General features: G+C 71.8%; 19 protein-coding genes. 6 read left to right on the forward strand and 13 right to left on the reverse strand.

All coding sequences use genetic code 11. The features are described from left to right. Nucleotides 1–77: 77 nt before the first annotated feature. Complete coding sequence (gene galK, locus ACE1OC_RS05910; protein ID WP_407836061.1) at nucleotides 78–1,235, reverse strand: galactokinase; 1,158 nt, start codon at nucleotides 1,233–1,235, stop codon at nucleotides 78–80. Beyond that, the gene (galT, locus tag ACE1OC_RS05915; RefSeq protein ID WP_407836062.1) at nucleotides 1,232–2,317 is read right to left on the reverse strand and encodes a galactose-1-phosphate uridylyltransferase; all 1,086 of its coding nucleotides are present in this window, start codon (nucleotides 2,315–2,317) and stop codon (nucleotides 1,232–1,234) included. Before galT ends, galK begins: the two co-directional genes overlap by 4 nt. Before the next feature lie 127 nt (nucleotides 2,318–2,444). On the opposite strand from galT, the gene ACE1OC_RS05920 reads away from it, so the two are divergent. Next, complete coding sequence (locus ACE1OC_RS05920) at nucleotides 2,445–3,257, forward strand: DeoR/GlpR family DNA-binding transcription regulator (RefSeq protein WP_407836063.1); 813 nt, start codon at nucleotides 2,445–2,447, stop codon at nucleotides 3,255–3,257. A 13-nt stretch (nucleotides 3,258–3,270) separates the two neighbouring features. Here the strand turns inward: ACE1OC_RS05920 and ACE1OC_RS05925 are convergent, their stop codons facing one another. Genes ACE1OC_RS05925 through ACE1OC_RS05945 form a run of 5 tightly spaced genes read right to left on the reverse strand, consistent with a single transcriptional unit; the run spans nucleotide 3,271 to nucleotide 9,125 of the window. Next, complete coding sequence (locus tag ACE1OC_RS05925; RefSeq protein WP_407836064.1) at nucleotides 3,271–4,278, reverse strand: LacI family DNA-binding transcriptional regulator; 1,008 nt, start codon at nucleotides 4,276–4,278, stop codon at nucleotides 3,271–3,273. Continuing rightward, nucleotides 4,275–6,050, reverse strand: coding sequence for a glycoside hydrolase family 36 protein (locus ACE1OC_RS05930; RefSeq protein WP_407836065.1), 1,776 nt, complete (start codon nucleotides 6,048–6,050; stop codon nucleotides 4,275–4,277). Before ACE1OC_RS05930 ends, ACE1OC_RS05925 begins: the two co-directional genes overlap by 4 nt. Before the next feature lie 2 nt (nucleotides 6,051–6,052). Continuing rightward, the gene (locus ACE1OC_RS05935) at nucleotides 6,053–6,883 is read right to left on the reverse strand and encodes a carbohydrate ABC transporter permease (RefSeq protein ID WP_407836066.1); all 831 of its coding nucleotides are present in this window, start codon (nucleotides 6,881–6,883) and stop codon (nucleotides 6,053–6,055) included. Beyond that, nucleotides 6,880–7,803: a carbohydrate ABC transporter permease gene (locus tag ACE1OC_RS05940; RefSeq protein WP_407836067.1), complete on the reverse strand. Its 924-nt coding sequence runs from the start codon at nucleotides 7,801–7,803 to the stop codon at nucleotides 6,880–6,882. Before ACE1OC_RS05940 ends, ACE1OC_RS05935 begins: the two co-directional genes overlap by 4 nt. Next, the gene (locus tag ACE1OC_RS05945; RefSeq protein ID WP_407841484.1) at nucleotides 7,800–9,125 is read right to left on the reverse strand and encodes an ABC transporter substrate-binding protein; all 1,326 of its coding nucleotides are present in this window, start codon (nucleotides 9,123–9,125) and stop codon (nucleotides 7,800–7,802) included. Before ACE1OC_RS05945 ends, ACE1OC_RS05940 begins: the two co-directional genes overlap by 4 nt. A 282-nt stretch (nucleotides 9,126–9,407) precedes the next feature. Between ACE1OC_RS05945 and ACE1OC_RS05950 the strand changes: the two genes are divergently transcribed. Further along, nucleotides 9,408–11,375: a hypothetical protein gene (locus tag ACE1OC_RS05950; protein WP_407836068.1), complete on the forward strand. Its 1,968-nt coding sequence runs from the start codon at nucleotides 9,408–9,410 to the stop codon at nucleotides 11,373–11,375. 75 nt (nucleotides 11,376–11,450) lie between these two features. Here the strand turns inward: ACE1OC_RS05950 and trxA are convergent, their stop codons facing one another. Both trxA and ACE1OC_RS05960 read right to left on the reverse strand, forming a co-directional pair. Further along, a complete protein-coding gene (gene trxA / locus ACE1OC_RS05955; RefSeq protein ID WP_407836069.1) occupies nucleotides 11,451–11,777 on the reverse strand; it encodes a thioredoxin in 327 nt (108 codons plus the stop codon). 24 nt (nucleotides 11,778–11,801) lie between these two features. Then, complete coding sequence (locus ACE1OC_RS05960) at nucleotides 11,802–12,215, reverse strand: arsenate reductase ArsC (protein ID WP_250741915.1); 414 nt, start codon at nucleotides 12,213–12,215, stop codon at nucleotides 11,802–11,804. Nucleotides 12,216–12,304: 89 nt separating this feature from the next. On the opposite strand from ACE1OC_RS05960, the gene ACE1OC_RS05965 reads away from it, so the two are divergent. Together ACE1OC_RS05965 and ACE1OC_RS05970 are read left to right on the forward strand one after the other, a co-directional pair. Next, entirely contained in the window at nucleotides 12,305–12,619 is a 315-nt protein-coding gene (locus tag ACE1OC_RS05965) for an ArsR/SmtB family transcription factor (RefSeq protein WP_407836070.1), read from the forward strand. Between the two features lie 112 nt (nucleotides 12,620–12,731). Beyond that, on the forward strand, nucleotides 12,732–13,535 hold the full coding sequence (locus ACE1OC_RS05970; RefSeq protein ID WP_407836071.1) for an aquaporin: 804 nt from the start codon (nucleotides 12,732–12,734) through the stop codon (nucleotides 13,533–13,535). Here the strand turns inward: ACE1OC_RS05970 and ACE1OC_RS05975 are convergent. Then, nucleotides 13,528–14,022 carry a GNAT family N-acetyltransferase gene (locus tag ACE1OC_RS05975; RefSeq protein WP_407836072.1) on the reverse strand — a complete coding sequence of 165 codons (495 nt, stop codon included), beginning with the start codon at nucleotides 14,020–14,022 and terminating at the stop codon, nucleotides 13,528–13,530. The two genes, ACE1OC_RS05970 and ACE1OC_RS05975, sit on opposite strands and share 8 nt — an antisense overlap. After that, nucleotides 14,019–14,381: an ArsR/SmtB family transcription factor gene (locus ACE1OC_RS05980; protein ID WP_382972761.1), complete on the reverse strand. Its 363-nt coding sequence runs from the start codon at nucleotides 14,379–14,381 to the stop codon at nucleotides 14,019–14,021. The genes ACE1OC_RS05975 and ACE1OC_RS05980 overlap by 4 nt, the downstream gene beginning before the upstream one ends. A gap of 114 nt (nucleotides 14,382–14,495) precedes the next feature. Here ACE1OC_RS05980 and ACE1OC_RS05985 point away from each other — a divergent pair, with 114 nt between their 5' ends. Both ACE1OC_RS05985 and ACE1OC_RS05990 read left to right on the forward strand, forming a co-directional pair. Beyond that, the gene (locus ACE1OC_RS05985) at nucleotides 14,496–15,857 is read left to right on the forward strand and encodes an NAD(P)-binding domain-containing protein (protein ID WP_407836073.1); all 1,362 of its coding nucleotides are present in this window, start codon (nucleotides 14,496–14,498) and stop codon (nucleotides 15,855–15,857) included. Between the two features lie 8 nt (nucleotides 15,858–15,865). Beyond that, entirely contained in the window at nucleotides 15,866–17,092 is a 1,227-nt protein-coding gene (locus ACE1OC_RS05990; RefSeq protein WP_407836074.1) for an MFS transporter, read from the forward strand. A gap of 29 nt (nucleotides 17,093–17,121) precedes the next feature. Here the strand turns inward: ACE1OC_RS05990 and ACE1OC_RS05995 are convergent, their stop codons facing one another. Together ACE1OC_RS05995 and ACE1OC_RS06000 are read right to left on the reverse strand one after the other, a co-directional pair. Beyond that, nucleotides 17,122–17,532, reverse strand: coding sequence for a PaaI family thioesterase (locus ACE1OC_RS05995; protein ID WP_407841485.1), 411 nt, complete (start codon nucleotides 17,530–17,532; stop codon nucleotides 17,122–17,124). A 64-nt stretch (nucleotides 17,533–17,596) separates the two neighbouring features. Then, entirely contained in the window at nucleotides 17,597–19,621 is a 2,025-nt protein-coding gene (locus ACE1OC_RS06000) for an FAD-dependent oxidoreductase (protein WP_407836075.1), read from the reverse strand. Between the last annotated feature and the right edge of the window lie 50 nt (nucleotides 19,622–19,671).

Consider the following 19,671-nt stretch of genomic DNA (forward strand, 5'->3'; position numbering starts at 1 on the left):
GGCGGGCTGCCGGGGCCGGGGCGCCGGGACTTCTCCCGGGGCCCCGGCCCCGGCTTGCGCTCGTACCCGCGCTCCGGCTACAGCTCCAGTCGGCGCGCGCCCGCCGCCGGGGTCGCGGTGAGGAGCCGCGGCAGCCGGTGGCCGGCCGCCCCGAAGGCCGCCGTGACGGCCCCGCCCACCGCGTCCTCGCGGCCCGCCTCCACCAGCGCGATGACGGAGCCGCCGAAGCCGCCTCCCGTCATCCGGGCACCGAGGGCCCCGGCTTCCAGCGCGGCCGTCACGGCGAGGTCGGTCTCCGGGCAGGAGACCCGGTAGTCGTCGCGGAGCGAGGCGTGACCGGCCGTCAGGATCGGGCCGAGGGCGGCCGCGTCTCCCTCCCGGAGCCGGGCGACCGCCTCGGCGACCCGGCCGTTCTCCGTCACCACGTGGCGGACCAGCGGTACGAGTTCCGCCGGGAGCTCGTCCAGGGCCCCCGCGAGGTTCCCGGCGGGCAGATCCCGCAGGGCGCGCAGGCCGAGCAGCCCGGCCGCCCGTTCACAGCCCGCGCGCAGGGCCGCGTACGCCCCGTCGCCCAGGTCGTGGGAGACCCGGGTGTCGATCACGAGCAGGACGAGTCCCTGCCCCGGGAGGTCGAGGGGGACCTGCCGGTGGAGCTCCGGGGTGCGGGCGTCGAGGTGGAGCGCGGCCCCGGTGGTGCAGCACACGGAGGCCATCTGGTCCATGATCCCGCAGGGGACGCCGGCGAAGGCGTTCTCCGCCCGCTGGGCGATCCGGGCCAGTTCGGGCCCGGGCAGCCGCAGTCCGTACAGCTCGTCGTAGGCGACGGCGACCGCGCACTCCAGCGCTGCGGAGGAGGAGAGGCCCGCGCCGGTGGGCACCCTGCTGTCGAAGTGGAGGTCCGCGCCACCGACCGGGTGTCCCGCCTCGGCGAGGGCCCAGACCACTCCGGCCGGGTACGCGGCCCAGCCCGGCACCGCTCCGGGGGCCAGGTCCGCCACGGCGAGCTCGGTGATCCGGCCGTCGCCCTGCGCGCTGTGCAGCAGCAGCCGGCCGTCCGTACGGGTGCGGGCGGCGAGCAGGGTGGTCTGCGGGAGGGCGATGGGGAGGGCGAACCCGTCGTTGTAGTCGGTGTGTTCACCGATCAGGTTGACCCGGCCGGGCGCGGCCCAGATCCCGTCGGGGGCGCCGTCGTAGAGCTTCGTGAAGGCGGCCGCGGCCTGCTCGGTGCGGCTCATGCCAGGGCCTCCCGCAGGCGTCGCGCGGCCGTCTCGGGAGCAACGTCGTTGATGAAGGCTTCCGTACCGGACTCGGTCCCGGCGAGGAACTTGAGCTTGTCGGGGGTCCTGCGGATGGTGAACAGCTCCAGGTGCAGGGCCAGTTCCTCGCCGTGGGTGCGGGGCGCCTGGTGCCATGCGGAAATGTACGGGGTGGGGGTGGGGGCCGGCTTGTGCGGCCGCTCGGCCTCCGTCTCCGTCCGCGCCTCCGCCTCCGGTACGGGGAACAGCCGGTCGAAGCGGCGCAGCAGGTCGAGGTAGACGGAGGGGAACTCGGCCCGCTCGGCTTCTGTGAGGCAGGTCAGGTCGGGGACCCGGCGGTGCGGATAGAGGTGGACCTCGTACGGCCAGCGGGCGGCGTGGGGCACGAAGGCGATCCAGTGCTCCCCGGCCGTCACCACTCGCTCGGTGGCGGCGCGGGCCCTGCTCAGCAGGTCCTCGAAGAGGTTGCGGCCGGTGGCGGCGCGGTGCGCCTGCGCGGCGGCCGTCATCTTGGCGGTGCGCGGCGTGACGAACGGGAAGGCGTAGATCTGGCCGTGCGGGTGGGCGAGGGTCACCCCGATCTCGGCTCCGCGGTTCTCGAAGCAGTACACCTGCTCGACTCCGGGGAGCGCGGAGAGCTCGGCGGTGCGGTCGGTCCACGCGTCGAGCACCAGCCGGGCGGCGGCCGGGGTCAGGTCGGCGAAACCCGCGTCGTGGTCGGGGGTGAAGCAGACGACTTCGCAGCGTCCGGCCTCGCCCGCGAGGGAGGGGAAACGGTTCTCGAAGACGGCCACCTCGTAGTCGGCGGCGGGGATCTCGCTGAGCCGGCCGTCTCGTGACGGACAGAGCGGGCACTCGCCGGCGGGCGGGTGGTAGGTCCGGTTCTGGCGATGGGAGGCGATGGTGATCCAGTCGCCGGTGGCCTCGTCGCGCCGCAGTTCCGGCCGGCTGTCCACCGGATCCAGTGGGCGCAGGTCGGGCGCGTCGCGCACGGCACCTTCGTCGGTGTCGAAGTAGATCAGTTCGCGGCCGTCCGCGAGTTTCGCGAGGGTCTTCTTCACCCACCGAGAATAAACACTCTCGAACATTTTCCACCAGCCCAAACCGAGGTTTCCCCCAGACCTCAACAACATGGCCGTGTTATCTTGCTGCCTTCTGACCGGTTTCGCCGATTCCCGGGAGCGACCCGTGGCCGAGCAGGCTGCCCAACTGGCCCACCAGCGACGCGCTCTCATCCTCGACGCGGTCCGGCGCGAGGGCGCGGTACGGGTGGCCGACCTGGTCGGGCAGCTCGGCGTCTCGGACATGACCGTCCGCCGGGATCTGGACGCCCTCGCCCGGCGCGGCGTCGTGGAGAAGGTCCACGGCGGGGCCGTCGCCCCGGCCGGGGCGAGCGGCCACGAGCCCGGGTTCGAGGCCAAGTCGGACCTGGAGGGCGATGCCAAGGCCGCCATCGCGGACACGGCCGCGGCCCTGGTGGAACCGGGCAGCGTGGTCGCGGTCTCCGGCGGCACCACCGCACACGCCGTTGCCACCCGTCTCCTCGGGATCCCCCGGCTCACCATCGTCACCAACTCCCTCCCGGTCGCGGAACTGGTGTGGGCCGACGGCCGCGACCGCGGAGCCGGCGCCCCGATCCTGCTGCTCACCGGCGGCTCCCCGACCCCCTCGGCAGCCCTGGTCGGACCGCTCGCCGACCTGGCGATCGGCTCGCTCCACGTGGACCTGCTCTTCCTCGGCGCGCACGGGGTGGCGCAGGGCGCGGGCCTGACCACCCCCAACCTCATGGAGGCCCAGACCAACCGCGCCCTGGTCGCCTCGGCACGCCGGGTCGCCGTCGTGGCGGACCACAGCAAGTGGGGGGTGGTGGGGCTCAGCGGCTTCGCGGCGCTCCACCAGGCCGACTGGTTCGTCACCGACGCCGGCCTGCCCGACCCCGCGCGCGCCGCTCTCTCGGAAGAGGTCGGCGAGCTCCTCGTCGCGGGCGAGGAGCGGCACTGAGTCCGCCCCCGGATCAGGCCCCGGGGTCCGCGGGGGCCGGTCCGGTGGTCGCCCGGATGACCAGTTCGGGGTCGAAGAGCAGCTCCCCCGTGGGCACGTCCCGGTTGCTGACCAGCGCCAGTACGCTGCGCCCGACCTCAAGGGCCAGCCGGTCGGCGGGCTGGCGCACCGTGGTCAGGGGCGGGTCGGTGAACTCGGTGATGGACGAGCCGTCGTACCCCACGACCGATACGTCCCCGGGCACCGTCCGTCCCTGCCGGCGGATGCCCCGGATCGCCCCGAGGGCCATGTAGTCGCTGGCGGCCACGATCGCGGTGGCGCCCAGGGCGAGCAGCGGGCCGACGGCGGCCTGGCCGCCCTCCACCGTGTACGACTGCCGGATCACCCAGCGCTCCGGCTCCTCGATGCCCCGCTTGGCCATGGCCTCGAGGAAGCCCCGCACCCGACGGTCCGCGGGCTGGTTCCCGGCCGGGCCGGAGGCCATCCCGATCCTGCGGTGGCCGAGGCGGTGGAGGTGGTCGACGGCCAGCTCCGCGGCGAGCGCGTCATCCGTCGAGAAGACCGGGGTCGCCACCCCGTCCGCGAACTCGCCGTTGATGCCGACGTACGGGACCCTGCGCTGGCGCAGCAGTTCGTACGTCTCGGTGTCGGCGCCCTCGACGGTGTTGGAGGCGGAGAGGAAGACGACGGCCGCGACGCCCTTGTCGACGAGCGCGGAGATGAAGTCCCGCTCCTGGACCCCGCCCGGGAAGGCCGGGCACAGAATGGTCTTGAGTCCGTGCGGGGCGAGCGCCGACTCGATGCGCTCGGCGACATCGGCGAAGAACGGATTGGACACGAACTCGGTGATCACCGCGACCAGTTGGCCCTGGGTCTGCCGTTCGTAGCCGACGTCCGCCATGGCCTGTTCGACCGCGTCCCGGGTCTTCTTCGACACGCCCTGGCGTCGGTTGATCACCCGGCTCACGGTCGCCTCGCTGACCTGGGCGCGAGCGGCGACCTCGGTGATCCCGACCTTCATCGCGGTCCTTCCGTGATCGTGAGCGATACCAGCCCCCCGCGCGGCACCGCCAGCGAGCGTGCTCCCTCCGGCAGGTACGACGGCGGACCGTCCATGATACGGCCGTCCGGCCCGTGGACCACTCCCCGGACCTCGCCCCCGCCGCCCAGCACCTCGACCATCACCCGGTCCCGGTCCGAGCCGTTGACCAGGTCGAAGCGGCGGTACGCGGAGAAGTCCAGCGGGACGACCCGGTCCCCGTGCACGCTCAGCAGGCAGTGGTCCCCGGCACTCACCCGCACCAGCGGGTACAGCTCGTCGGGCCGGCCCGGTTCCACCTCCCCGTCCAGCAGCAGTTCCCGGTGGGCCCACCACTGCGCCAGCCAGAACCCGATCGCCTCCCGGTGCGCCGCGGGGACCCGGTCCAGCCGTACCGAGACCTGCGGCACCGAGTGGAGTGCCCCGATCAGCTGCCGGGCCACCGTCGTCACGGGCGCGTCGGGTGACCACAGGAGCATGTCGGAGTGGACGGCCCCGCCGAGGGCGAGCAGCGAGGTGTCGAGGGTGCGGACCCGGTTCGCGGTGGCGTCCGCGGGGCAGTCGAAGGAGCGCAGCATGTTGCCGAAGGGGGCCATGCCGGGTCCCGTGTAGGGCTGGCGCAGCTCCAGCAGCACGCCGGGACGTACGGTCTCCAGCGCCGCGCGGAGTTCCGTCAGCAGGGCCACCATGGCCTGTCCGACGTCGCCGGCTCCGTCGCCCGCGTAAACCATGGCCTGCTCGAGGAAGTCGAGCTTGAGTCCGTCGAGCCCGTACGCCCGGACCAGCCGGACGCAGAGCCCGACGACGTGCGCGCGCACCTCGGGGCGGCGGGGGTCGAGCACGTGCGCGCCGGGCACGCCGGACGGGGCGGGCGCGCAGGCGGCCCAGCGGTCGTGGCAGGCGGCTCCGGAGCCCAGGAGCAGGGGTGCGACCCAGGCGAGGTAGCTCAGCCCGTGGGACCGGACCCGGGCCACGTGCCCGGCGAAGTCGGGGAACTTGGACCGGTCGGGCTCCCAGTCCCCGCAGCCGGCGTAGCCGCGCCCGTGGCCGCCTTCCTGCCAGCCGTCGTCGAGGATCAGTGCTCCGCAGCCGAGTCCGGCGGCCAGTTCGGCCTGGGTTTCGACGGCGGTGGCACTGACGTCCTGGTTGAAGGCGTACCAGGTGGAGTAGACGGGGGTGCGGGCCGCGTCGGGCACCGGCGCCGGGGCGAGCTCGGCGTCGAACCAGGAGCGCAGGGCCCGCATGGCCCGTGCCACGGAGGGTGCGCGGGGGACGAGCAGGATCCGGTGGGCCTGCCGTGCGGCCGGCAGGCGGAGGTGGACGACGTGGGTGTCGTTCTCCTCGGAGACCCCGAAGCGGAGCTCCGCCTCGGGTACCGGGTCGGTGGCGGCGAAGGTGAGCAGGGTGGCGCCGCCGTGGTCGTACAGGCAGCCGGCGGCGTGTCCGTCGACCAGCGAGACCCGGGAGCGGCCCTCCCAGTCGGCGAGCAGGGTGCGCCGCCAGCTGCCCTGCGGGTGCCAGTATCCGGCGGCGTCGCCGAGGGGCACGGAGAAGCGGATCTCGACGGGGGCACCGTCGGCCCGTACCTCCAGCATCCGCAGTCCGCCCGGGAGTTCGGCCAGGGTCCAGACGGGGTGGACGCCGGGGGCGTGGGCGAGGACGGCGAGCGAGACCCCGTCGAGCAGCGGCTCCTCGGTGGCGGGTGCGAGCCCCGCGGTGGTGACGGGATCGACGGTGGTCTCGGCGGTGGTCACGGTCACTCCTTCACGGCGCCGGCGAGCAGGCCGGACACGAACTGGCGCTGGAGCGCGAGGAATACGAGGGCCATCGGAATCGCGGCGGCCGCGGTTCCGGCGAGGATCGCTCCGTAGTCGGTCTCGTCGAGGCCCTGGAGGGAGGCGAGGGCCACGGGGACGGTGAACGTGGCACTGTCGCGCAGGACGATGAGCGGCCAGACGAAGTCGTTCCACTGGTACAGGAAGAGGAAGATCGCCAGGGCGGCCAGTGCCGGTTTCATGGGCGGGAGCACCACCTTCCAGAACAGCCGCAGTTCGCCGCAGCCGTCCATGCGCCCCGAGTCGAGGAGTTCGTCGGGGAGCGCGGCCATCGACTGGCGCATCAGGAAGATGCCGAAGGGCAGAGCCAGGTTGGGCACGATCACGGCCTGGTACGTGCCCAGCCAGCGCAGTTCGGCCATCAGCTGGAACAGCGGCACGAGGGTGACCTGGGCGGGGACCACGAGTCCGAGCATGAGCAGTCCGAACAGCGGTTCGCGGCCGCGGAAGCGGTACTTGGCGAAGCCGTAGCCGGCCAGGGTGCAGACGGCGCCCGCGCACAGGGTGTAGATCGCCGCGATGAGAACGGAGTTGAGCAGCACCCGGCCGAACTGCGCGGTGTCCTGGAGCGTTTGGAGGTTCTCCGCCAGATGCCCGCCGGGCAGCAGCGGCGGCGGACTGTCGAAGATCTCCCCGGAGCTGTGCGTGGCGGCGACCACGAGCCAGTAGAAGGGGATCAGGACGGCGGCCAGCGCGATGGCGAGTCCGGAGGTGAGCAGGATGCTCCTGCCGCGGTGACGGGCGGCGGTCATGACTTCTCCCCCAGGAATCGGAACTGGATCACGCCGAGGATGCCGATGAGGACGGCGAGGGCGTAGGCGATGGCGGAGGCGTAGCCGAAGTCGAAGTACTTGAAGGCGTTCTGGTAGAGGTACACGCCGATGGTCAGGGTGGCGTTGTCCGGGCCGCCGCCGGTGAGCACGTACGGCTCGTCGAAGATCTGCAGGGTGCCGATGGTGGACAGCACCGTGGTGAGCAGCAGGGCGGGGCGCAGGCCCGGCAGGGTGACGTGGCGGAAGGAGGCCCAGGCGCCGGCCCCGTCGACGGACGCCGCGTCGTACAGCTCGGCGGGTACGGACTGCAGGCGGGCGAGCAGGATCACCGCGTTGTAGCCGGTGTAGTGCCAGGTCAGCGCCAGGCCGAGGGAGACCTTCGCCCACAGGGGGTCGGTCAGCCACGGCACCGGGTCCAGGCCGGCCAGGCCCGTCAGCCAGTTGACCAGCCCGTAGTCCTTGTTGAGGAGGACGGAGAAGACGATCCCGTAGGCGACCAGCCCGGTGACCATGGGCAGGAAGAAGCCCAGCCGGAAGACCGTGCGGCCGCGCAGCAGCGTGGAGTCGAGTGCCACGGCGAGTCCGGTGGCGAGGGCCAGCATGACCGGCACCTGGACGGCGAGGATCACCGCGGTGTTCTTCAGGGCGGTCCAGAACAGCGGATCACCCATCAGCCGCGTGTAGTTGTCGGCTCCGACGAACCGCTCGGTCCCGCCGACGGTCTTGTGCAGGCTGATCACGAAGGACCGGCCGATGGGGTAGAGCTTGAAGGCGGCGAAGAGGAGCAGCGCGGGCAGGACGAAGAGGTACGGGGCCACGCGCCGGCGGGGCCGGGTGCGCGGGGCCGTCCCCCGGGAGGGGACGGCCCGGGTCTCGCCGCCAGTGAGCGTGACGGTCATCGGGAGACCTTGCGTCCGGTCTGCTGGGCGAGCTGGTCGGCGGCCTCCTTGAGCACCTTCGCCGGGTCGGCGCCGCCCAGCAGCACCTTGGACTGGGCGTCGGTGACGAGCTTGAGGGCGCGGGCGTAGTCGGCGGTGTAGTTGAAGGCGGACGAGGGTGCCTTCAGGGCCTCCAGGAAGACCTCACCCTTCTTCTGGCCGCCGAAGAAGGGGGACGGCTCGTGGAAGACCGCGTCGTCGTACGCCTTCATCAGGGCGGGGGCGATGCCCTTGCCCTTGTAGATCTGCACCTGGGAGGCCGGGCGGGTGAGGACGAACTCGACGAAGGACCAGGCCGCGGCCTGGTGCTTGCTCGCGCCCGCCACGGCGAGGTGGGTGGAGTTGACCGTGGCCGCCGTCGAGCCGCCCCGGCGGACGGCCGGGGGAAGCCGGACCTTCCACTTCCCGGCCTCCTCGGGCACCTGCTCCTGGATGATGCCGCCGAACCAGGTGGGCATGGGCAGGACGGCCGCGGTCCCCTGCTTCAGGGAACTCATCAGCGCGTTCCAGCCGCCGGCGAGATCGCTGACCAGGCCGGCGTCGTTCATGGTCTTGATGAGGGTCATGGCCTTCACGGCTTCCGGGGAGTCGAGCGTGATGTCCCCGGCGAGGCTGAAGTAGAAGGAGCCCTGGAGCTGGAGCAGCATCTGGAAGAAGTTGGCGGCGTCGGCCTGTGAGGCGGGCTTGTCGATGCCCAGCAGGTGGGCGCCGGTCTTCGCCTTGATCTCCTTTCCTGCTTCGATGGTCTCCTCCCAGGTCTGGAGGGCGCCGGCGTCGACCCCGGCCTTCTCGAAGAGGTCCGCCCGGTAGTAGAAGCCCGCCGAATTCGCCTCCCAGGGGAGGGCGTTGACGCGCTTGCCGTCGGGGGACACGGTCTGCCACATGCCTTGCGCGAAGGCGTCGCGGTAGGCGTTCGCGCCGAGCGGGCCGAGGTCGGCGAGGCCTCCGGGGAACTTCTCCACGTAGCCCGGCAGGTAGTCGACGCCGATGTGCAGGACGTCGGCGAGGCCCTGGCCGCCGGCGGCGAGCCCGGTGGTGATCTTGTCCCAGATCGCCGGGTTGCCGATGTCTTCGACCGTCACCTCGATCCCGGGGTACTTCTTGTTGAACTCCGGTACGAGGGCCTTCATTTCGGCGGCGGGACCCTGCCAGGACCAGACCGTGATCTTGCCCTTGTCCTTCTCCCCCGCGGCTCCCGTGGTCCCGCCCTGGCCCGTGTCACCCGTTCCGGAACAGGCGGTCAGGCCGGTGAGTCCGGCCCCCGCGGCGATCGCGCCACCCATCTGCAGCACTCTCCGACGTTCCAGTTCCATACCTGACCCACCCCTGCTCGCACCGTTGCGGAAGCCGACTGGCCAGGACTGTAACCAGGCCGACTCTCGACTTGCAAGAGTTCGATGAAATCTTTCAGTCCGATCACGCAGAGAATTTTGACACGGTCATTGCAAATCTTCCGACGGGGTTGCTAGCGTGCCGCCCGCCCCGCTCCGTACGGGCCCTCCGCCCCACCGCACGGCCGCCCCACCGCACGGCCAGCCCACCCCACCCCCATCAGGGAGAACCCGATGACGCGTTCCCGTGTGTCGCTCCTGTCCGCCCTCGCCCTGCTCCTCCCGTTGACCCCGCTCGCCCTCGGCGGCCAGGCCGCGGCGGTCGCGCAGGCCGCGCCCGCGCCGCTCACCGTCACCAACCCGGGCTTCGAACAGGGCCGTACCGGATGGCAGTTCACCTCCGGGACCGGAGTCGCGACGAACTACCCGCACGGCGCGGCCCGGCTCGCGTACCTCGACGCCGGGTCCGGGATGAAGGTGTCCCAGACCGTGACGGCCACGGGCCGGGGGACGTACGACATATCCGCCTGGATCGCGACGGGCGGGCCGAACGGCCGCTACACCGCCCGCGTCAACGGCGCGGTCGCCGCCACGCTCACCCTGCCGAGCGCGACGAACTACCGCCGCTACACGCTCAGTCGGATCGCCCTCGCCCCCGGGGACAGGCTGGAGATCGCCTTCGAGTCGGGGGACGGCTGGGTCAACGCCGACGACGTGATGCTCTCCCCGGCCTCCCCCGCCGACCCGCGGGTCAGCTCGTCCGACCCGAAGATCGTCGAGATGTTCGACTGGTCCAAGCGCAAGGCCAACAGCTGGGTCCACCTGCCTGGCACGAAGGGCCCGCTCAACGTGGACGAGAACCACACCGGCGGCAGCGGCACGGGCACCTACGCCGCCTCCTACTGGGCCGGGTACGCCAACCGCAGCGGCTACTACTCGCGCGACATGGCCCACCAGCTGTCCGGCGCGGGAGTCCTCGCCCTGCACGCCGAGAACAAGTCGATGCTCCGCTCGTTCGCCGCGTCCGCCACCGCCGAGCACAAGTACTACCCGGCGTGGGCCTTCAACTTCGACACCTCGACCTACCTCTCGATCGACTACAAGAGCCCGACGAACTTCGTCCGCGAGGTACCCGCCACCTTCGAGCTGGTACAGAAGTCCGAGGAGGCGTACCGCTGGAGCGGGGACCGCTCCTACCTCGACGATCCGGCCCTGTGGAACTTCTACCGCCACGCCACCGACGAGTTCGTCACCCTGCACGACGGGCTCAAGGACAACGGCGCGGTCCGGGTGGCGGAAGGCACGGGCCAGGGCATCTTCCAGGGCACCGCCAGCTACAACGAGCAGAGCGGCGAGCCCCTCGCCGAGGCCGGCGACGCGATCGGCTCCCAGTACCAGGCCTACCTGGCGATGGCCTCGCTCGCCCGTTCCAAGGGCGACGGCGCCCTCGCCGACCAGTACGAGACCAAGGCCCGGGACCTGAAGGCCTACTTCAACTCCACCTGGATCGGCACTGGTTCGGGCTCGGCCATGGTGCGCGGCTACACCACGGACGGGCGCGCCCTGACCGGCTGGGGCAAGGAGAACAGCTGGTTCATGCCGATGAAGCAGATCATCGACCCCGGCCCCCGCCGAGAGGCCTACCTCGACTACATCGACCAGCAGGCCTCGGGTCCGGGCCGGCCCTCCAACATCGAGGCCCTCACCTACCTGCCGGACACCTTCTTCCGGAACAACCGGAACGACACCGGCTGGAAGTGGATGAAGGACGTCTACGACCACAAGGACGTCCAGCACGTGAACGCCAAGCAGGGCACCAACGGGGACTACCCCGAGGTCTCCTTCACCCTGCTCGGCCAGACCGTCGAAGGCCTGCTGGGCGTCACCCCCGACGCACCCTCACACGCCCTGAGCACTCGGTCCCGGCTGCCCTCGGGCATGGACTGGCTGCGGATCGACGACCTCCGGATCGGCGACTCGACGTTCTCCCTCCGCCACGACGGGGCGACGAAGTCCACCCTCACGCACACTTCGGGTACCTCGCCCTACACCTGGGAGGCCCGCTTCCCCGGCACCTACGCCACCCTCACGGTCGACGGAGTGCCCCAGCCGGCACGCACCAAGGTCGTGGACGGAGTGACGTACACCTACGCCACCCCGACCGTCACCCCGGGCCGGACCATCACCGTCCAGACGGGCTGACCCCGCCCCCGGACGCCCGCCGACGCGCCGGGAACACGGCGCCGTCGGTTCCTCGCCCCTCAGTCGCGAGCCGCGTCAGCGGGAGATGAACTCGCGCAGCTCGCGCTGGAGGGCGGCCTTGGGCTTGGCCCCGACGATGGTCTTGGCGACCCGGCCGCCGACGAAGACGCTCATCGTCGGGATGGACATGACCCCGTAGGCGGCGGCCGTCTCCGGGTTCTCGTCGATGTTCAGCTTGACGATCTTGATTTTGTTGCCGTGCTCGGCGGCGATGGCTTCCAGCGACGGGGCGAGCTGGCGGCAGGGGCCGCACCAGGCCGCCCAGAAGTCGACGAGCACCGGCTTGTCGCTCTGCAGGACGTCCGCGAGGAAGGACTTGTCGGTGACGTTCTTGAGGGCCATGGTGCGGCCTCCTCTCGTGTGCGGTCAGCGCTTGGCGTCGATCTCGGCGATCAGGCCCTCGATGAGGCCCTTGATCTCGTCGCGGATGGGGCGGACGGCCTCGACGCCCTGCCCGGCCGGGTCTTCGAGCTGCCAGTCGAGGTAGGTCTTGCCGGGGAAGTACGGGCAGGCGTCGCCGCAGCCCATGGTGATGATGTAGTCGGACGCCTGAGCGGCCTCGGGGGTGAGGACCTTCGGCTTCTGGTCGGAGATGTCGATGCCCAGCTCGGCCATGGCGGCGACGGCGGAGGGGTTGATCCGGTCTCCGGGGACCGAGCCGGCGGAACGCACCTCGACCCGGTCGCCGGCGAGGTGGCGCAGGAACCCGGCCGCCATCTGGGAGCGGCCCGCGTTGTGGATGCAGACGAACAGGACGGAGGCGGCAGGAGCGGAGGACATCTGTTCTTCCTTGGGGTGGCATGTGCTGCGGAGTCGGCGAGGTCAGCTCGGGCTGGTCTCAGTCCCTACTGATGTGACAGTATCAGCGCATGATGACGTCAGTCGATACTGATCTGATCCGAGTCCTGGCCGACCCCCTCAGGCTCCAGATCGTGACCCTGCTCTCCCGCGAGACGCTGTGCACCACACACCTCGTGGAGGAGACCGGCGCCAAGCAGACCAACCTCTCCAACCACCTGAAGGTGCTCAGAGAGGCCGGGGTCGTGGAGACCGAACCGTGCGGCCGCTTCACCTACTACAGGCTCCGCCCGGAAGTCATCGAGGCCGTCGCCGGCCAGTTCGCCGACCTCGCTCAGACCGCGCGCGCCACCGCCGAAGCGAGCGTCAAGCGGTCCTGTCCCTAGGGCCTGTCGTCAAACTCCCGTCTGCCGCGCGGCCGCCCTTCGGGCGACGACGGGAGTTTGACGACAGGCCCTAGCCCGCTTGGATTCCCCCTCACCTGCCCGAGGAGAACCGTTGTCCGTCACCAAGCCCGTCGGCATTGCACCCGCAGTGGATGCCGCGATACCCGCCGACGCGGCCCCGTCTGCCAATCCGCTGGTGTCCCGCGCCGCGGCCGAACTCGTCGGAACGGCCGCGCTCGTCGCGGTGGTCGTCGGGTCCGGGATCCAGGCGACGAAGCTGACCCAGGACGTCGCCCTGCAGCTGCTGGCCAACTCCACCGCCACGGTCTTCGGCCTCGGTGTCCTGATCGCCCTACTCGGCCCGGTCTCCGGGGCCCATTTCAACCCGGTGGTCAGCCTCGCCGAGTGGTGGACCACCCGCCGCACCGGCGGCGGCGTCACCCCCCGCGAGCTGGCCGCATACGTGCCCGCCCAGATCGCCGGCGCCATCGCGGGCGCGATCCTGGCCGACGCGATGTTCGGCGAGCCCCTGGTGAAGTGGTCCACCCACGACCGCTCCGCGGGGAATCTCCTCCTCGGCGAGGTCGTCGCCACCGCCGGCCTGATCCTGCTGATCTTCGGCCTGGCCCGCACCGACCGCCTGCGCTTCGCACCCGTGGCCGTCGCTTCGTACATCGGCGCCGCCTACTGGTTCACCTCCTCCACCTCCTTCGCCAACCCGGCCGTCACCGTCGGCCGCGCCTTCACCGACACCTTCGCGGGCATCGCCCCCGCCTCGGTCCCGGCCTTCGTCGGCGTGCAGCTGGTCGGCGCGGTGGTGGGCCTGGCCCTGGTGGCGGTCATCTTCATGCGCGGCACGACGGAGACCGCCGGAGCGCCCTCGGCGCCCGCGGCACCCGCGGACACGCTCAACTGATCGCCGGGCTGCGGCGCTCCAGCAGGACGACGTCGCGCCACGTGCCGTGGTGGCGGCCGATGCGCACGCGGGTGCCGATGACCCGGAAGCCGGCCCGCTGGTGCAGGGCCAGACTCGCGGTGTTCTCGGGGAAGATCCCGGACTGGATCGTCCAGATGCCCGCCGCCTCGGTCGAGGCGATCAAGGCGTCCAGCAGGGCTCGGGCGACTCCGCGCCCCCGGGCGCCGGGGTGGACGTAGACGGAGTGTTCGACCACGCCGGCGTACGCGCACCGGTCCGAGACCTTGGACGCGGCGACCCAGCCGAGCAGCTTCCCGTCCGGGTCGACCGCGGCGAAGCGGTGCTCGGGCAGCCTCGCCGCGTCGAAGGCCTCCCAGGTGGGGGCCTCGGTCTCGAAGGTGGCATTGCCCTCGGCGATCCCGGCCCGGTAGATCGCCAGGACCTCGTCCGCGTGCGCCCGGGTCAGCGGCTCGATACGGAGGCTCATGCCGAGCCCGCCCGGGTGAGCAGGGCGCCCATGGCGGCGAGGACGGCGGGCTCCACGCGGTAGTAGACCCAGGTGCCGCGCCGCTCGGAGGAGAGCAGGCCGGCGTCCTTCAGTTTCTTCAGGTGGTGGGAGACCGTCGGCTGGGAGACGCCAACGTCCGAGATGTCGCACACGCACGCCTCGCCGCCCTCGTGCGAGGCGACGGCCGAGAAGAGCCGCAGGCGCACCGGATCACCGAGGGCCTTGAACATCACCGCGGTCCGCTCGGCCTCCTCGGCCGTCAGCGGGCGCTCCGACAGGGGCGGACAGCAGGCCGCGACGGCCTCCGGCTCCAGCAACGGCAACACCTTCGTAGTCATGCCCCCATCATCGGCGGAAATTCGACAGATGTCTATGTTGACGAACGTCGATACACGGGTCACTCTAGAGGCGTCAGGACATCGACAAACGTCAAAACAACCAGGGAGCCTGCCGTGAACGCATCCACCGAAGCCCTGCCTGTCATCGTGATCGGCGCCGGCCCGATCGGACTCGCCGCGGCTGCCCGCCTCATCGAGCGGAACATCGAGCCGCTGGTCCTGGAGGCCGGACCGGCCGCCGCCTCCGCCGTGCGCGACTGGTCGCACGTACGCCTCTTCTCCACCTGGTCCGAGGTCACCGACCCCGCCGCAGAGAAGCTCCTCGCCCCCACCGGCTGGATCAAGCCGGACGGTGCCACCTACCCCTCGGGCGGCGACTGGGCCGAGCGCTACCTCCAGCCGCTGGCCGACGCCCTCGGCGACCGCGTGCGCTACGGCGCCACCGTCACCGGTGTCTCGCGCTCGGGCCGCGACCGCATCGTCGATGCCGACCGCGAGAGCCAGCCCTTCGTCGTCCACCTCACCGGTGCCGACGGCCGCGAGGAGAGGATCTTCGCCCGGGCCGTGATCGACGCGTCGGGTACCTGGTCCGCCCCGAGTCCGGCCGGCGGCAGCGGCCTCTACGCGCTCGGCGAGAAGGGTGCGGCCGGTCGCATCTCCTACCGCGTCCCCGACCTGAAGGACCCGGCGGTCCGGGCACGGTACGCGGGTAAGCGCACCGCCGTGATCGGCTCCGGCGCTTCCGCCTTCACGGCTCTGGCCTACCTCGCCGGCCTCGCCAAGGCGGAGGACGGCGCCGGGACGCACGCGACCTGGATCCTGCGGCGCGGCATCAGCGGCTCCACCTTCGGCGGCGGCGCAGCCGACCAGCTGCCCGCCCGCGGAGCGCTCGGCCTCGCCGCGAAGGCCGCGGTCGACGACGGATATGCCGACGCCGTGACCGGGTTCCGCACCGATGTCTTCGAGAAGACCGGCGACGGGCGTCTGGTGCTGGTCGCAGAGGACGGCCGCCGCCTGGACCCGGTCGACGAGGTCATCGTCCTCACCGGCTTCCGCCCCGACCTCACCTTCCTCGACGAACTGCGCCTCGCCCTCGACGAGCGCCTCCAGGCCCCCGTCGAGCTGGCGCCCCTGATCGACCCCAACCAGCACTCCTGCGGCACCGTCTACCCCCACGGCGCCGCCGAGCTCGCCCACCCGGAGAAGGACGTCTACCTCGCCGGCATGAAGTCCTACGGACGCGCCCCCACCTTCCTGGCCATGACCGGCTACGAGCAGGTCCGCTCCATCGCCGCCGCCCTCGCCGGCGACCACGAGGCCGCCGAGCGGGTCGAACTCACCCTCCCCGAAACCGGAGTCTGCGGCGGAGCCGGCCTCTTCGACCAGCCCGTAGCAGCCGAGGAGACCGGTGGTGGCTGCTGCGCGGCGCCCGCCACCCTCACCATCGGCGCCCCTGCCTCTACCGGCGGCTGCTGACCAGCGAAGTGACGAACCTTCACAGCGGCGCGGCCGCGACCGGGACGGGGGTCCGGGCGCGGCCGCGCGCCGCCCTGCCCGCCCTCTGCGTCACCCAGATCACCAGCTGGGGGGTCGTCTACTACGCGTTCCCCGTCCTCCTGTCACGCGTGACCGCCGACACCGGCTGGTCCGCCAACGCGGCAACGGGCGCGTTCTCCTTGGCCCTTCTCGTCTCCGGTGTGGCGGGAATCCCGGTCGGCCGCATCCTCGACCGACGCGGACCCCGCGCGGTCATGACCGCCGGGTCGGTCATCGGCGTGCTCGCACTCCTGCTGATCGCGGCGGCCCCCAGCCTCCCCGTCTTCTTCCTGGGCTGGATCCTGGCCGGCATCGCGATGGCGGCCACCTTCTACCCGCCCGCCTTCGCCGCCCTCACCCGCTGGTGGGGGCCCGACCGCATCCGTGCCCTGACCATCGTCACCCTCGCCGGCGGACTGGCCTCCACCGTCTTCGCCCCACTGACCGCCGTCCTGGCCGAACACCTCGACTGGCGGCAGACGTACACGGTCCTCGCCGTGATCCTCGCCGCCATCACCATCCCCGCACATGCCCTGGCCCTGCGCGCCCCGTGGCCCGCCGCCCCACCCCAGCCGCCCACAACGGACCGCACCCCGATCCCCCGAAGCCGCCCCTTCCTCCTCCTGGCCTCCGCCTTCACCCTCTCCAGCTTCGCGATGTACGCCGTGGTCATGGGTCTCATCCCGCTCCTCACCGAGCGCGGCGCCGACGCGTCAACAGCCGCCTGGGCACTGGGACTCGGCGGGGCAGGACAGACCCTCGGCCGCACTCTGTACGCAAGCCTGTCGGCCCGCACGTCCGTCACGACCCGCACGGCCACCCTCATCGCCCTCGGCGGCGCCACCACAGCCGCCCTCGCCCTCGTCCCGGGCCCGATGCCCCTGCTCGTCGTCCTCGCGGTCCTGGCGGGAATCGTCCGCGGCAACCTCACCCTCCTCCAGGCCACCGCGGTAACCGACCGCTGGGGCACCACCCACTACGGCCGCCTCTCCGGCCTCCTGGGCGCCCCCGCGCACATCGCCGCAGCCCTCGCCCCCTGGGCAGGTGCCGCACTCGCCGGGCCGCTCGGTGGATACGGGCACCTCTTCGCAGCCCTTGCCGCCCTGTCGTTCATCTCGACGATTCTCACGGTCATGTGCCCGATGAAGGCGCAGAGAGCAGGTAACGGCGGATAGCCAGGATTCCGGACCCTACGGCCGGCCCGTCATCCCAGCAGGGCGTAGACCGTCGAGGCCTTCGCGGCCGGTTCTTCGGCACCGTCGGGGGTCATGGTGATGTCGGCGAAGGCCATCCGCTTGCCGAGTTTGGTGATCCGTACGTCGATCAGCACATCGGCGCCGACCACCGGCCGCTGGAAGCTGGTGGACTGCTGGACCGTGGTCATCGGACCGTAGGCCCCGCGCGCGGCGGAGATCGCGATCACGGTGGCGGTGTCCGCGGCGGCCATCAGGGCCTGGCCGCTGAGGCCCCCGCCGTCCCGGGCGAGGGCGTCGGACCAGGGCAGCCGCAGCACGGCGTGCCGGTCGCCGGTCTCCTGGACCGTGAGCCCGAGGGCGAGCACCCAGGGGGCGAAGTTGTCGTGGAGGATCTTGCTCGCGTCGGCCGGTGTCAGCATCGTCACCGGGTGATTGTGGCGGCCCCGGCCGGGCCGCCACAACTCCCCCTGCGTCAGCCGGTCCTCAGAGGGTGGCGGCCAGTTCCGTGCCCTGGCGGATGGCCCGCTTGGCGTCGAGTTCGGCGGCCACGTCGGCACCGCCGATCAGGTGCGCCTCGATGCCGGCCGCGCGCAGGGCCTCGTACAGGTCGCGGCGCGGTTCCTGGCCGGTGCACAGGACCACCGTGTCGGCGGGTACGAGGCGCTGCTCGCCCTCCACCGTGATGTGCAGGCCCTCGCCGTCGATCCGGTCGTACGCGGCCCCCGCGACGGAGACGACACCGCGGTGCTTGAGCTCCGCCCGGTGGATCCAGCCGGTGGTGGTGCCGAGCCCGGAGCCGACCTTGGTGGTCTTGCGCTGGAGCAGGTGGACCTGGCGCGGCGGGGCGGGGCGCTCGGGGGCGGCGAGGCCGCCGGGGCCGGTGTAGGCGGTGTCCACGCCCCAGTGGCGGAAGTAGACCTCGGGGTCCTGGGAGGCGCCTTCGCCGCTGTCGGTGAGGAACTCGGCGACGTCGAAGCCGATTCCGCCGGCGCCGAGGACGGCGACGCGCTGCCCGACGGGGGCGCCGTCGCGCAGGACGTCGAGGTAGCTGACGACGTTGGGGCCGTCGACGCCCTCGATGTCGGGGGTGCGGGGGGTGACGCCGGTGGCGACGACGACCTCGTCGTAGCCGCGCAGGGTCTCGACGTCGGCGCGGGTGTTCAGCTTGACCTCGACCGCGTGCTCGGCGAGTTGGGTGCCGTAGTAGCGGATGGTCTCCTCGAACTCCTCCTTGCCGGGGATGCGGCGGGCGATGTCGAGCTGGCCGCCGATGTGGCCGGAGGCCTCGTACAGGGTGACGGCGTGGCCGCGGCCGGCCGCGGAGACGGCGCAGGCCAGGCCGGCCGGGCCGGCTCCGACGACGGCGACGCGCTTCTTCAACTGAGTGGGAGACAGGATGAGTTCCGTCTCGTTGCAGGCGCGCGGGTTGACCAGGCAGGTGGTGAGCTTGCCGCTGAAGGTGTGGTCCAGGCAGGCCTGGTTGCAGCCGATGCAGGTGTTGATGGTCTCGGAGCGGCCGGCGGCGGCCTTGGCGACGAAGTCGGCGTCGGCGAGGAAGGGGCGGGCCAGGGACACCAGGTCGGCGCGACCGTCTGCGAGCAACTCCTCGGCGATTTCCGGGGTGTTGATGCGGTTGCTGGTGACGAGCGGGACGGAGACCGCGCCCATCAGCCGCTTGGTGACCCAGGTGTAGGCGCCGCGCGGGACGGAGGTCGCGATGGTGGGGATGCGGGCCTCGTGCCAGCCGATGCCGGTGTTGATGATGGTGGCGCCGGCCGCCTCGACCTCCTTGGCGAGGTGGACGACCTCATCGAGGGTGGAGCCCCCGGGAATCAGGTCGAGCATCGAGAGGCGGTAGACGAGGATGAACTCCTCGCCGACGGCCGCGCGGGTGCGCCGGACGATCTCCAGCGGGAAGCGCACGCGGTTCTCGTAGGCGCCGCCCCAGCGGTCGGTGCGCTTGTTGGTGGCGGCGGCGATGAACTCGTTGACCAGGTAGCCCTCGGAGCCCATGATCTCGACGCCGTCGTACCCGGCCAGCTTGGCGAGGCGGGCGGCGCGGACGAAGTCCTCGATGGTGCGCTCGACTTCGGCGTCGGTGAGCGCGTTCGGGACGAAGGGGCTGATGGGGGCCTGGAGGGCGCTGGGGGCGACCAGGTCCTTGTGGTAGGCGTAGCGGCCGAAGTGGAGGATCTGCATCGCGATCTTCCCGCCCTCGGCGTGCACCGCGTCGGTGATCACCCGGTGCTCGGCGGCCTCCTCCTCGGTGGTGAGGCGGGCGCCTCCCTCGAAGGGGCGGCCGGCGTCGTTCGGGGCTATGCCGCCGGTGACGATCAGGCCGGCGCCGCCGCGGGCGCGCTCGGCGTAGAAGGCGGCGAGGCGCTCGAAGCCCCGCTCGTGCTCTTCGAGGCCGGTGTGCATGGAACCCATGATCACGCGGTTCGGCAGGGTGGTGAAGCCGAGGTCCAGGGGGCTCAGCAGGTGCGGGTACCGGCTCTGGGAACTCATGGAGGCGCCTCCTCGCGCGGGGGTGATGCTCCTGTTCTAGCTGAGCGGCC

The sequence above is a fragment of the Streptomyces stoeckheimensis genome, assembly GCF_045822005.1.
Lineage (GTDB): Bacteria > Actinomycetota > Actinomycetes > Streptomycetales > Streptomycetaceae > Streptomyces > Streptomyces stoeckheimensis.

Bases quoted from the DNA above. Each gene is read 5' to 3' on its own strand.
- galK (WP_407836061.1), bottom strand. From the start codon at position 1,235: ATGAGCCGCACCGAGCAGGCCGCGGCCGCCTTCACGAAGCTCTACGAC.
- ACE1OC_RS05925 (WP_407836064.1), bottom strand. From the start codon at position 4,278: ATGAAGGTCGGGATCACCGAGGTCGCCGCTCGCGCCCAGGTCAGCGAG.
- ACE1OC_RS05935 (WP_407836066.1), bottom strand. From the start codon at position 6,883: ATGACCGCCGCCCGTCACCGCGGCAGGAGCATCCTGCTCACCTCCGGA.
- ACE1OC_RS05940 (WP_407836067.1), bottom strand. From the start codon at position 7,803: ATGACCGTCACGCTCACTGGCGGCGAGACCCGGGCCGTCCCCTCCCGG.
- ACE1OC_RS05945 (WP_407841484.1), bottom strand. From the start codon at position 9,125: ATGGGTGGCGCGATCGCCGCGGGGGCCGGACTCACCGGCCTGACCGCC.
- ACE1OC_RS05950 (WP_407836068.1), top strand. From the start codon at position 9,408: ATGACGCGTTCCCGTGTGTCGCTCCTGTCCGCCCTCGCCCTGCTCCTC.
- trxA (WP_407836069.1), bottom strand. From the start codon at position 11,777: ATGGCCCTCAAGAACGTCACCGACAAGTCCTTCCTCGCGGACGTCCTG.
- ACE1OC_RS05960 (WP_250741915.1), bottom strand. From the start codon at position 12,215: ATGTCCTCCGCTCCTGCCGCCTCCGTCCTGTTCGTCTGCATCCACAAC.
- ACE1OC_RS05965 (WP_407836070.1), top strand. From the start codon at position 12,305: ATGATGACGTCAGTCGATACTGATCTGATCCGAGTCCTGGCCGACCCC.
- ACE1OC_RS05975 (WP_407836072.1), bottom strand. From the start codon at position 14,022: ATGAGCCTCCGTATCGAGCCGCTGACCCGGGCGCACGCGGACGAGGTC.
- ACE1OC_RS05980 (WP_382972761.1), bottom strand. From the start codon at position 14,381: ATGACTACGAAGGTGTTGCCGTTGCTGGAGCCGGAGGCCGTCGCGGCC.
- ACE1OC_RS05995 (WP_407841485.1), bottom strand. From the start codon at position 17,532: ATGCTGACACCGGCCGACGCGAGCAAGATCCTCCACGACAACTTCGCC.
- ACE1OC_RS06000 (WP_407836075.1), bottom strand. From the start codon at position 19,621: ATGAGTTCCCAGAGCCGGTACCCGCACCTGCTGAGCCCCCTGGACCTC.